The following is a 13,647-nucleotide window of genomic DNA, read 5'->3' as shown; positions in this document are numbered from 1 at the left end:
TACATGTTTGATTAGCAAATTTTCTAGTATTGGCTGATATCTAATTTCAAATTTGCAGAAACAAGAATCTCCACTACACTATCTTGAGTTATGATTATATAATGTCGTGAATGCAAAGTTCCTAGATCATAATATGATGTGTATTCCAGTTTTCTCACTAATTGACTATTCTTGACTTCGTAAATGACATTTTGAAAATTATTTTTTTCAAATTTTGTAAACATCTCTTTATCTAGAATTGCAGATAAATACAATTCCCTGCTAAAGACTCGTGCTTCATCATAATAAATACATGATAATTTAAAACGGTTTTGCTCTCCAATCAGCCTAATTTCTTGACCATCTGACAAATTTGTCAACAAGACTTTTAACCTATAGTTATCTACAGAAATCAAACCTTTAAAGACTTCTACCCATTCTTCATTTTTAGTCTCCATATCTAATTTCATATGAAACCCCTCCTTTTGATTGCTTTATTTGGAATTCCAGTGTTGTTCCTAAATCACTTGTACTTCCAGGTCTAACAACAACCTTTGTTCCATCATCTAAAGTACCCCTATACCCTTTACCAAATGAAGTATTAATTTCCGTTACATTTTCTAAGGGTAATGAATTGAAATCTTCAATTGCTTTATTATAGCCTCCATGTGATTTAAAGTTTTTCGTTCCACTTTTTCCTGAAATATCTTCCATTCCCGAAACAAATTTATCAGCAATTTCTTCACTAGTTAGAGCCCTTGTCCCATCTTTAACATCATCTACTTTATCTGCCACACGAGCAACATCTGATGCTTTATCAGCTGTCTTCGTAGCTTTCGAAACATCATTGACTGCGTCTACTGCATCAAGTGCTTTCTCAAGTTTCCTTAATTTGCCAGCCTTAGCTATAGGAAAGAAATTACTTGCAATATCAACAGCTAACTCTGCACCTGCCGCCCAACGATTTGCATCTTCGCCCGTTAGTGGATCTTTCCCTGTAACTAAACGTTCTCCATTATTCCAGCCTATTAATTCAGCTGCTATAGTTGGAAGTGTAGCTTTATTTTCTTGGTTAAACTTCGCAAATTTTACATTAGATGCATAGGCATTTTCCTCAGGAGTCATTGGGGGAGCCTTTAGATACTCCTCCAATGTCATTTTATCAATTCGCTCTTTCTGATCCGGTCTAAGTCCATGTCTTGCCGCATCTTCATACTTTCTAAAGTCTGCGACAGATGGAACTTTATTTTCTCCCTTATCGGAGGCACCGGTCGTTTTTGGATCACAGACATGTTTCAATGTGTTTTCTAATGCCGTATTCCAATTCCGATATAGATTTAGACCTTCTCGGATTGTTGGCGAAGACTTGATGCCTGTAGCTATCGCATAGGCAGATCGAACCACTTGTTGGCGCTTAGCTTCTATCTGTGCTGCCACTAGTTGATATTGATGTTGTACATAGTCACTGGCACTATTGTAAGCCGTTTGAACTTTATTCCACTGTCGACTACCCCAATTAACCGCACGATTGTATTGGGTGCTAATCCAGTTAGTCGCATAGTTGAAAGCACTCTTGGTCGTATTCCAAGCTTTGGAGGCGACACTCTTCACACCATTCCAGGTGTTTGAGGCCACTCGTTTCACCGTATTCCAGGTATTAGAAGCGACTCGTTTTACACCATTCCATGCATTAGAGGCTGTCTTTTTAACATAGTTCCAGCCTTTTTTGATACTGTTCCAGAAGTGCCCACTCGGGTCGGTATAGTTGACGGGGTTGTTCTGCACATAGCTGTAACGGTTCTGGCTGAGAGGGTCTGTTTCCTCACCTGGGTAGCTATCCTCGGTTAAGAAAGTACCTCCCTGACTATCATAATACCTTGCGCGTAAATAGTCAAGTCCAGTATCGTCACGGGCTTCGCCGTTATAGGCAAAGGGCTGACCTGTTGTGTCTGTGCTTGTCTTTCTTGCTCCATAGAGGTTATAGCGACTGGATGCGACGGCTTGTCCATCCTTGGTCAAACCTGTCACAGAGGCTGATTGGTTAGTCAAGTAGTTGTAGCTGTCACCTGTTTGGTTGTTGAGGTAGCTGGTTCGACCCTGACCATAGCTATAGGTCTCACGAGCCTTGCCATCATGGTCATAGGTTTCGAGGACTTCTGTATGTTCACGATTGACATCGTTGACATAGTTGCGTTCCTCGTAGTAGTTGTAGGTGTCCTCTCGTGTGGTATAAGGAATCAGGACATCCTGAACCTGACTGGCATAGGTCACTTCTCCCTGACCCGGTAAGTTCCCGAGTTCTGGTGGATTAACAACGATTCCTTCCTTGGTCGCTCGGTCCTTAGCCACTTTCTGGTGGTAGGCTGTCGACACATCGTCAAAGATGCTGTGCCAGATGCTTCCTATTGTCTGTGGTAAAGCAGACAGGGCTTGGAGGACATTCTGACTAAAGCCATACCAGAAGAGGGAGTGCTGGTCCCCACTTGGGGATGTGTAAGGTGACTTACGACCGGACTTGCCTTCCTTTGGCTTACGTTGGAAGAGTTGATAGGTGTTCTTGCCTTCCTTGCGACTGGCAGTGAAGACACGGTTATCATCCCCGTCGTAAAGCGCAGCCATGAGAAGGCCTTTCTTGTCCTTAATCGCAAGCAAGCGGTTCTCTGTATCGTAGATGTAGTCTAGCTTTTCTGAGTTCTTCTCAGAAGCGATGCGATTGCCATTCTGGTCGTAGGTATAGGTGATAGTGCCATCTGGACCTTCCAGTTTGGTCAAGCGGTTATGGTCATCATAGGTAAAGCCTGTCTGGCTCTCCTTGCCATCGACTGTCTCGGTGCTGGTCAGCTTATTGCCCGCTAGGTCGTAGGTGTAAGAGAGCTTGGAGAGTTCCTTACCAGCTCCATCCGATACGGTCATGTTTTCCACTTGACCCAGAGTATCGTAGGTATAGGTATGGACTAGGGTTTCGCCATCCTGCTTAATGGTTTCCTTGGCGATATAGCCACCATCGTCATACTCATAGCCGTAGCTGGAGATGAGCTTGTCCTGCTTGTCCATGTGACGGAGTTCGGTGAGGCGGTGAGCCTTGTCATAGGTCAAGAAGCTCTTGGTCCCATCTCCTCGAACAACCTCCGTCAGATCCCCTGCTTGGTTATAGCTATAAGTGGTCTTTTGTCCCTTGACATCTGTCACAGAAGTCAGACGATCCAGTTCATCGTAAGTGTAGGAAACTGTGCTACCATCTGGGTAAATCATCTTCGAGATATTGCCATAAGCATCATACTCGTACTGGATCAGGCTACCATCTCCCTGACGAACACCCGTGATCTCGCCTTCTTCGTTGGTCGCGTACTGACTAGTTCCTGTCAGGTCACTCATAGACACCCGACGACCATCCGCATCATAGGTATAGAGGACTTGACCCTCTTGCTTTTCAGAGTACTCCACCTTGAGTAGTTGATCCAGCTTGTTGTAGCTGTAGCTTGTGACCTTGCCATTTCCATTCGTGACCGAAGTGACATTGCCCACACTGTCGTAGGTATAGCTAGAGGTAGAAGCCTTCTCTCCACTTCCTTGTGTCGCTGTAAGCAACTGATCCTTTAGGTCATAGGTGTAACATAAAACTCTCGAAGAAATCAGAAATCCTTCTTCGAGAGTCTTTGCATGTTTCTATCACAACAGAAGATAGCCGTTCAATATAGAGCAACTAAATACTGATAGCCTAAAAATCGGTTAATCTATTCAGAAAAACTGAGTGGCACAATCTCTACATCCCCAAGATTCTCAACTGAGTAACGTTGACTACCATTTTTAAACCAGCGTTCTAGAACGACATCATAGAGCATGAAGTGGGATTTTTCTTTAATCCAAGCTTCATCAATTCCATGAGGTTTTAAATACTCTAACACTTCGTTGGGATTTGTTAGGTAAAAATCAGGTATCGAATCCCCTGTTTTCGACTGACGTGATAATTCTTTATATGCCTCCAAATCTAGTTTTCCCTCATCCTTATGGAGTATATTGTAACTAGCTAAGTCATACGCTACTGACCATTTAGAATCTGAGATTTCGACTGATTGGTTAAGTTTCTTATCATTGTAGTCATATTTTATATAAAGATATCTCCCATCAGATAATAGTTGCTGGTATTCAATAATAAAAGTTTCTTCAAAACCTACAATCACTTTTAAACTTTCATTTTCAGACAAGCCTGCATCAAGTCCTATAGGAATTATCCAGTCTGGATCTCTAAACGATTGACTCCCGTCAACGGCTTTACTAAAATCAGCAAGTCCAGGTAAAATACCACTATGGGTTTCTGCATAGTTCATTTCCAAAAAAACATTACTTAAAGATTCATACACTCCCTTATAATAATTCTTTTGATAGACACGATATAGACCAAACAAAGTTAGAAAAACTAATAAAATTATGAGTACGATTTTTAAAAATTTTTTCATCTACCTTTTTCCTTACTTAAATCTTGGATAAACTGATAAGCAACATTGTTCTTCTCTTTTAACATCTCCATTGCTTGGGTATCATCCTGATGATTGATTCCTGTCTCTTTATAAATTTGCTTTTTAACATACTCCATTCCACCTATATTCTTTAAAAATTCAGATTCCCTTGAATAGCTATTAGTAGAAAGTTGATCATAGTATTGATTAGTGGCTGCAACATAGGATATTCTCTGATTTTTCATGATAGATATAATATTAACCGCATCAAGATCAGCCTTATAATCAGGTATATTCATACTTGGAGGATTACCGATTGTCACATCTCCTAGCCAACCAGATAGGTCATTAGTATGTTGGTGACTATTGCCCCAATATCCTTTTCTAAGCCCTTCAAAATTCGCAAGACGATTTTTATTATCGTATAAATTAGTTGCAGTAGTAATACTTTGATGAGCAAAGTCTATATCAGTTTTCCCTTCATTGGCATCTCTATATTGTTTTACAATACTAGCTCTGACAATCTCATATTTCTCTCCAGACAATCCGAAGCGGTTCATTTGTTCTTCTATGGTGTGATGGGGTTTAGCTCCACCTGTTGAACCTGGTCCAGCAGTTCCATTCCATTTAACAATATCCTTCAAGTATTCTAATACAGAATCGTTCCATTGTGCATTCTCATCATTATAAATAATTCCACCTACTAAACGATTATAGACATAATCGGCATTTCTACCTTCTTTTTTCTCAATATTTTTATATAATTTCCACAATAATTCTGAAGTTTCTTCATCAAAATCATATTGTTTTTTAAGATTTTGCTTAAACTCGTATGCTGAAACACTGTAATCATCAACCGAGTTGGCCTTATTTTCTCCCTTATCGGACGCACCGGTTGTTTTTGGATCACAGACATGTTTCAATGTGTTTTCTAATGCCGTATTCCAATTCCGATATAGATTTAGACCTTCTCGGATTGTAGGTGAAGACTTGATGCCTGTAGCTATCGCATAGGCAGATCGAACCACTTGTTGGCGCTTAGCTTCTATCTGTGCTGCCACTAGTTGATATTGATGTTGTACATAGTCACTGGCACTATTGTAAGCCGTTTGAACTTTATTCCACTGTCGACTACCCCAATTAACCGCACGATTGTATTGGGTGCTAATCCAGTTAGTCGCATAGTTGAAAGCACTCTTGGTCGTATTCCAAGCTTTGGAGGCGACACTCTTCACACCATTCCAGGTGTTTGAGGCCACTCGTTTCACCGTATTCCAGGTATTAGAAGCGACTCGTTTTACACCATTCCATGCATTAGAGGCTGTCTTTTTAACATAGTTCCAGCCTTTTTTGATACTGTTCCAGAAGTGCCCACTCGGGTCGGTGTAGTTGACGGGGTTATTCTGCACATAGCTGTAACGGTTCTGGCTGAGAGGATCTGTGTCCTCACCTGGGTAGCTATCCTCGCTTAAGAAAGTACCTCCCTGACTATCATAATATCTTGCTCGTAAATAGTCAAGTCCAGTATCGTCGCGAGCTTCGCCATTATAGGCAAAGGGATTCCCTGTCGTGTCTGTGCTTGTCTTTCTTGCCCCATAGAGGTTATAGCTAGTTGAAGCGACGGCTTGTCCATCCTTGGTCAAACCTGTCACAGAGCCTGATTGGTTGGTCAAGTAGTTGTAGCTGTCACCTGTTTGGTTGTTGAGGTAGCTAGCTCGACCCTTACCATAGCTATAGGTCTCACGAGCCTTGCCATCATGGTCATAGGTTTCGAGGACTTCTGTATGTTCACGATTGACATCGTTGACATAGTTGCGTTCCTCGTAGTAGTTGTAAGTATCCTCTCGTGTGGTATAAGGGATGAGGACATCCTGAACCTGACTGGCATAGGTTACTTCTCCCTGACCCGGTAAGTTACCGAGTTCTGGTGGGTTGACCACGATCCCTTCCTTACTTGCTCGATCCTTAGCCACTTTCTGGTGGTAGGCTCTCGACACATCGTCAAAGATGCTGTGCCAGATGCTTCCTACTGTCTGTGGTAGGGTGGATAGAGCTTGGAGGACATTCTGACTAAAGCCATACCAGAAGAGAGAGTTTTCTTCCCCACTTGGGGCTGTGTATGGCGACTTACGACCTGACTTGGTATCCTTTGGCTTGCGTTGGAAGAGTTGATAGGTGTTCTTGCCTTCCTTGCGACTAGCAGTGAAGACACGATTATCATCCCCGTCGTAAAGTGCAGCCATAAGAAGACCCTTCTTGTCCTTGATTGCAAGCAAGCGGTTCTCGGTGTCGTAGATGTAGTCTAGCTTCTCTGAGTTCTTCTCAGAAGCGATGCGATTGCCATTCTTGTCGTAGGTATAGCTGATAGTGCCATCTGGACCTTCTAGTTTGGTCAAGCGGTTATGATCATCATAGGTAAAGTGTGTTTGGCTCTCCTTGCCATCAACTGTCTCGGTGCTGGTCAGCTTATTGCCCGCTAGGTCATAGGTGTAGGAGATCTTGGAGAGTTCCTTACCAGCTCCATCCGATACGGTCATATTTTCCACTTGACCCAGAGTATCGTAGGTATAGGTATGGACTAGGGTTTCGCCATCCTGCTTGATGGTTTCCTTAGCGATATAGCCACCATCGTCATACTCATAGCCATAGCTGGAGATGAGTTTGTCCTGCTTGTCCATATGACGGAGTTCGGTGAGACGGTGAGCCTTGTCATAGGTCAAGAAGCTCTTGGTCCCATCTCCTCGAACAACCTCCGTCAGATCCCCTGCTGGGTTATAGCTATAAGTGGTCTTTTGTCCCTTGACATCTGTCACAGAAGTCAGACGATCCAGTTCATCGTAAGTGTAGGAAACTGTGCTACCATCTGGGTAAATCATCTTCGAGATATTGCCATAAGCATCATACTCGTACTGGATCAGGCTACCATCTCCCTGACGAACACCCGTGATCTCACCTTCTTCGTTGGTCGCGTACTGACTAGTTCCTGTCAGGTCACTCATAGACACCCGACGACCATCCGCATCATAGGTATAGAGGACTTGACCATCTTGCTTTTCAGAGTACTCCACCTTGAGCAGTTGATCCAGCTTGTTGTAGTCATAGCTGATGGTTTTCCCATCGGACTTGGTTACTTTTTCGAGCTGGTTATTGACATTGTAGGTATAGGTCTCCTTATCTCCGAGACTGTTCATGCGCTCCACTAGATTGGAAAGCTGGTCATAGCTGTAGCTTGTGACCTTACCATTTCCATTCGTGACCGAAGTGACATTGCCCACACTGTCGTAGGTATAGCTAGAGGTAGAAGCCTTCTCTCCACTTCCTTGTGTCGCTGTAAGCAACTGATCCTTTAGGTCATAGGTGTAGGTCTTGACACGCTTGCTTCCGGATGTGACACTGGTGAGGTTGCCATTGGCATCATAGGTCATGCTTGCGACGCCACCAGCTTCATCTGTGATCTTCGTGAGATGGTTATCGTGGTCATAGCCATACTTAGTCCACTGGCCTGCCGCATCACTTTCTGAGGTGAGGCGATTGAGGCTATCATAGGTTCGTTTGGTCACCTGACCGAGAGGATTCGTCTCCTCAAGGAGATTGCCATTCGGGTCATAGGTATAGGTCGTTTCGCGCTTGCCATTGATAGTTCGTTTGGTCACCTGACCGACGGGATCATAGCTTGATTCCACTGTTCGACCAGTTGGCGTTTTGATCGTTTTTAGTTGATCGAGGGTCGTATAGTCAAAAGTGGTTGTAGCACCTGACGGCTTGGTCAGTTTGGCTAGATTCCCCGCTTCATCGTAGCTATACTTGGTTTCAAGGTCAAGGGCGTTCTTAGCCGTTAAGAGACGGCCAACCTTGTCATAGCTATAGTGATTGCTTCGATCGGATTGGTCTGTCTCTTGCACCAAGTTTCCAGACACATCATAGCTATAGTTTTTTGATAGCCCCTGTGGACCTGTTTGCTTGGTGAGACGGCCCAAGGCGTCATAGGCGTAGGTATAAGCCGCCTCATTTGGTAAGGTGCGTTTGGTCACACGACCATAAAGGTCATTGACATAGTTGGTGCTATGACCGTTAGCATCTGTTTCTTTTGCCAAGCTACCTGTAGCGTCATAGGCATACTGATCCTCTCCACCTGTTGGACGTTTCTTACTGCTGACACGGTTCATACTGTCATAACTGTAGGTCGTTGTATGTCCTTCGCCACTTGTTTCGCTCAAGCGATTGCCCAAAGCATCATAGCTGAAACTTTGCTTGCTTCCTGTTGGAGCTACTGTTTCGATGATTCGTCCTAATGGGTCATACTTAAAGGCTGTCGCTTGACCATTTGGATCTGTATAGAGTACCAATTTTTTATTGGCATCATAACCATAGCTACTTGAATGGCCATTGGCATCGGTCATTTTAGAGAGGTTGCCTAGGACATCATATTCGTAAGTAGAGGTATTGCCATCGGCATCCGACTCTGTCACCACTCGGTTGAGGGCATCGTAGCTATACTTAGTTTCACGTTTCAGATGATCGACGGTCTTAAGCAGATTACCATTTTGATCATAGTGATAGGTCTTTGTCTTACCTTCTTGGTCAGTTGAGCTTGCGACATTGCCCATGACATCATAGGTGAAGGTTTCGCTGGTCTTATCTGCGTAGACCACCTTAGTCAGTTGGTTGTCGCTATTGTAGCTATATTGGGTAACTTCACCCAAGCTGTTGGTTAAAGTGAGACGATTTCCTGCCTTATCGTAAGTATAGGTCTCATTGAGATCCTGATTATCTTTTTTGTTCACTACACGGTTGGCAGCATCGTAGCTGTACTCCGTCACCAAGCCGCTAGAATGCGTCTGCTTGATGAGACGATCAAGGGCATCGTATTCTTGTCTTACGGTAGTTCCGTCTGGAAGAGTCACTTCTTCCAATTGAGCCGTTGAAGTATAGGTCATCTTAGTGACATTGCCATTGGCATCGGTGACTTGGGTCGGATAGCCTAGTTCATTATAGGTGTACTGAGTCTTGCCACCCAAGGCATCTGTCAACTCTGTCAACTGTTCCATCTGGTTGTAGGCCATCTTAGTGACATTACCTAAACCATCTGTAATACTGGAAACTTGATTTTGGCCTGTATAAGTCGTGCTAGCAGTATAGCCTGCCGCATCTGTTAGGCTATTTTGATTGCCATTGGCATCATAGGTCATGCTGGTGCGGTGACCCAAGGCATTGGTCGTTGCGATCAGACGCCCTGCCTTGCTATATTCATAAGTCGTTTCTTTTCCAAGGGCGTCTGTCATGGACAGAATATTCCCCATCGCATCCAACACATATGAAACACTGCTACCATCTGGGTAGGTAACACCTGTCACATTTCCTGCAGCATCATAGGTGTAGCTGGTAGTCTTTTTCTCTTTGGTTTCACTGAGTTTATTACCGACACTGTCATAGGTGTAGGTCACTGTCTGACCTGCTTCATCGGTGTAAGATAGCACACGACCCATGATATCATAAGTAGTCTCTGCCTTTGTACCGATTGGGTAAGAAACTGAGGTTATATTTCCTGCTGCGTCATAAGTATTTTGAGTAACTTGACCTAAAGCATCTGTGATGGTTTTAACGGCATTGTTTCTATCATCATAAGTCAAGCTACTGCTATTACCTGCTTCATTGGTTCGAGTGACAATTCGACCCAGCGCATCACGAGTAACGGTAGTCGTTTGACCCGAAGCATTGGTTTCTGTTAGGAAACGACCCTTACTATCATAGGTATAGCTAGTAGTGTGTCCTTCTGCATCAGTCACGGAAAGCTGGTTTCCAACACCATCATAAGTGTAGCTATAGGTTCCACCTTCTCCATTCGAAGCACCGATTTTACGTCCAAAACCATCATAGGTGAAGGTAGTCGTATTACCATTGCCTTCTGTCACAGCTGTCACTTGACCTGCCTTATCAAAAGTATGGCTCGTCCCAACACCATCGGCATCTTTTTCGCTCAGCTTGCGACCTTCTGCATCATAGGTAAAGGTCTTGGTCCCACCGAGAGGATTCGTAATGCTAGTGACTTGATTGTGTGCATTATAGGTAAAGGTTGATACGCCTCCCAAAGGATTAGTGAGGCTTACCAGATTCGCACCTTCATAGGCAAAGGAAGTTGTATGCCCCGCCGCATCTGTTGTAGACAAGATGCGCCCTTGCTGATCGACAGTATAGGTAATCTTAGACCCATCTGGCAATGTTGTCTGGATTAGATTGCCATTTGCATCATAGGTATGAGCTGTTGAGGCACCACTAAAATCGGTCAAGGATAGAAGATGGTTCTTCTCATCATAGCTAGAAGTTTTTACCGCACCATCAAAACGCGTTTCTGTCAAGGTGTTTCCATTGCTGTCATAGGTGTAGCGAGTTGTTTGCCCCGCTTCATTCGTCACGCTTGACAGACGGTTGTTTTCATCATACGTTTTTGAGACACTAGTTCCATCGGCATAGCGAATGCCAGTTGTGCGATATTGCTCATCGTAAGTATATACGGTTTGATTGCCATTTCCATCGGTAGTGATTGTCTGACCTTCACTATAAGAAAGAGTTGAAACAGCACCTGCACCATCTATTTGCTTGATGACACGATTTTCCTCATCGTACTCGTTTTGGATAACCTTGGTCCCATTTCCATCATACCAGGCTGTCATACGTCCCTTATCGTCATATTCATAACGAGTAGGAACTCCCGTCGCATCCGTATAAGTAATTAAATGACCATTCGTGTCGTATTCATAGGTCAAAGTTGAGCCATTAGGGATTTGAATCGCACCAATATAGCCATCTGTATTATAGGTGATACTATAAACCAAGCCTGTAGGAGAGGTAATCTTGGTCAGCTGGTAATTTTCATTATAATCAAAGCTTGTTTTATTACCTTTTTCATCCGTCTGGCTCGTTAAGAGTCCGTGATAGTTAAAGGTTTTCTCTTGATGATTGTGATCAACAATTCGGTATTCCTTTACATCATAGTCTTCTTTTTCGTCTCCGCCAAAGTCACCCTTCTTCGTTTCAACTGTTTTTACTTCGAGAGTGAGGTCATAGCCACTTGGAGCACGATATCCATCTCCATCCTTCGCAAACTTCAGGATGGAACCGTCTGTACGAGTATAGTAGATATTTTGATCTTCATCGCTTGATAACTGTTCATTAAAGGCAAATGACCAACCACGTCCAAAGAGACTATTGATGCCTGCTGCTTTAGAATTATAGGCGCGAGTAATTTCAAATTTACCGTCAACATCAGTGATAGAAACATCTGTTCGATCTAGGTAGAAATTCCCCGTGTTTAGATTGATTGGCTCAAATCCAAATTCACAGTGAAGGCCACGCCCCATTAAAAGCCTGTCTATTTCCGCCTTGGTGTTGGATGTCAAAGCTGGTGGATTATAAGGTTTGTCGGCATTCTTTCTTGGATTACGAATAAAAAGGGTGTTATTTTGCACAAGCATCATATCTTGGATACGATTATCGTAAGCAAGTTGATTGAGTGGTACTCCATAGTATGCCGCAATCTTTGGAAGGGTATCAAACTGGGTAACTTTGTAAATCAAGAATGTATCACTTGATTTTTTACCACTAGTTTGACCATCCTTTTTACTCTCTGCGTCAATCGTATAAACCTTGTTTAGTTCAGGTTCTGTAAAAGGCACCTGAGTCTGCCAGTTTGAAAGCTTGTCTTTATATTTGGTCGTTCCTTTTTCAAAGGCTGCATCAAAGGAACTACTATCTGGGTATTTGTAAGAAAAACTTGCAGAACTTTGACCCTTGTAGTCTTTCGCAGTGTCACTTAGGTTATAATCAACCTGAGCTCCCGGCGTTGTCAGACCATCCGCAAAGACACCCTGGAATTGCAGTTTTCCTTTCTTATCTGTTTTCACCATGGTCCGAAGATTGATGGTTGTGTTCCCTATTGGATAATTGACATCAACTGGATCTGGAACGGACCAATTAATCGTCAAACTTGGAGCCTTGTCTGGAGTAAACCCAATCTGTCCTGCATTTTCTGCCGTCGCTTCGGTTGTATAGAAAGCACCACCATCTGAACCTTCGTCAGTTGCAGCTACAACTAGACCATAATTTGGTTCCAAACCTTGAACCCATGCGTTTACAGTCTCCCGGATATCAAAATTATGCATCCCAATCTTCTTACCACTAGTCGCATTTTTTCCTGCGATTTCCATATCAAGGCCCACAGAAGTATCCCATGTGAGGTTATTGATATCAAAGTCTTGTTTCAAGCGATAAGCTGCAAACTGGGTTGATTGAGAATCTGGTGCCGTATATTCATAGATGTTTAGACTCGCACTATCAATACGCGCTTCCTTAGGAATACTCTTTTGAAAATCGTAATTAATCTTAAAGTACATCCTCGCGCGTCCGACATCACGAACACCTGGAACACCAGCCATTCCCATCATCTCAGCGGTCATATATCCAACATAACCATAGGCATAACCTTGATATTGCCCATGTACAGATGAGGTAACAATGTCAAGAATTTTTTCTCGTGGAACTGTTACAGTTGGGTCTATCCGAACAGGATACTTACGTTCAGAAGCAGACAACCACTCTTTACTAGCTGTGACTGTCACTTCATGACGCCCATCCCCTTTTTTCAATCCAAGGGTTAAGGCATTACTTGTAGCGCCTACACTATCCACCATCATTGGGGCAGTTAGTACAAAGAGGATCTTCGTTTTCCCCTTTTCACGGACAAGGATTTGATTGTCTTTCAAAGAAACATCATACTTAGATGCATCCAAACCATAAGTAAAGGAGTTCTTCCCACCCCACTCGGCTAAAATGATTTCTTCTTTGACTCCATTAGACTGTACCGTATATTGCACATCTGTTTTGCCATCAACGTTATTGTATAAGATCGCATTCTTTTCTACAGTTGCTTGTTCATATGTTTTATCAAGCGGATACAAAGAAATTTTATCATCCTTATGTGTAATATCAATGGGAGTCTCTTTCTTAACTTCGCTCGGGAGAACCACACCTACTGGAGATTCTTTTGGTAGATAATAATGCTTCCCATTAGCATGATAAGAATAAAGAGATAAATCTACAGGAACTTCTACCCCTTCTTTATCAATATATGTTTTGATATCACTACCAATATGCGTCACAAAGTGAGTTTCATCCACCCGAAACAGTTGTTCTTGCCCACTAACCGCTACTGGTG

At 43.1% G+C, this 13,647-nt stretch carries 4 protein-coding genes; all 4 read right to left on the bottom strand.

The genetic code is table 11. The features are described 5' to 3' along the window. Positions 1-23: 23 nt before the first annotated feature. Positions 24-449, bottom strand: coding sequence for a hypothetical protein (locus QM928_RS06505; protein ID WP_153225808.1), 426 nt, complete (start codon positions 447-449; stop codon positions 24-26). After that, a complete protein-coding gene (locus tag QM928_RS06500) occupies positions 427-3,567 on the bottom strand; it encodes an RHS repeat-associated core domain-containing protein (protein ID WP_414294820.1) in 3,141 nt (1,046 codons plus the stop codon). Before QM928_RS06500 ends, QM928_RS06505 begins: the two co-directional genes overlap by 23 nt. 146 nt (positions 3,568-3,713) lie before the next feature. After that, positions 3,714-4,436 carry a TipC family immunity protein gene (locus tag QM928_RS06495; protein WP_414294821.1) on the bottom strand — a complete coding sequence of 241 codons (723 nt, stop codon included), beginning with the start codon at positions 4,434-4,436 and terminating at the stop codon, positions 3,714-3,716. After that, on the bottom strand, positions 4,433-13,609 hold the full coding sequence (locus tag QM928_RS06490; protein ID WP_414294822.1) for a DUF6531 domain-containing protein: 9,177 nt from the start codon (positions 13,607-13,609) through the stop codon (positions 4,433-4,435). Before QM928_RS06490 ends, QM928_RS06495 begins: the two co-directional genes overlap by 4 nt. Positions 13,610-13,647 lie beyond the last annotated feature (38 nt).

It is taken from the genome of Streptococcus infantis (assembly GCF_047460405.1).
Taxonomy (GTDB): domain Bacteria; phylum Bacillota; class Bacilli; order Lactobacillales; family Streptococcaceae; genus Streptococcus; species Streptococcus infantis_Q.
Note: the sequence above shows the minus strand (reverse complement) of the source record. Positions and strands in the feature narration are given on the sequence as shown.

Bases quoted from the DNA above. Each gene is read 5' to 3' on its own strand.
- QM928_RS06505 (WP_153225808.1), bottom strand. From the start codon at position 449: ATGAAATTAGATATGGAGACTAAAAATGAAGAATGGGTAGAAGTCTTT.
- QM928_RS06495 (WP_414294821.1), bottom strand. From the start codon at position 4,436: ATGAAAAAATTTTTAAAAATCGTACTCATAATTTTATTAGTTTTTCTA.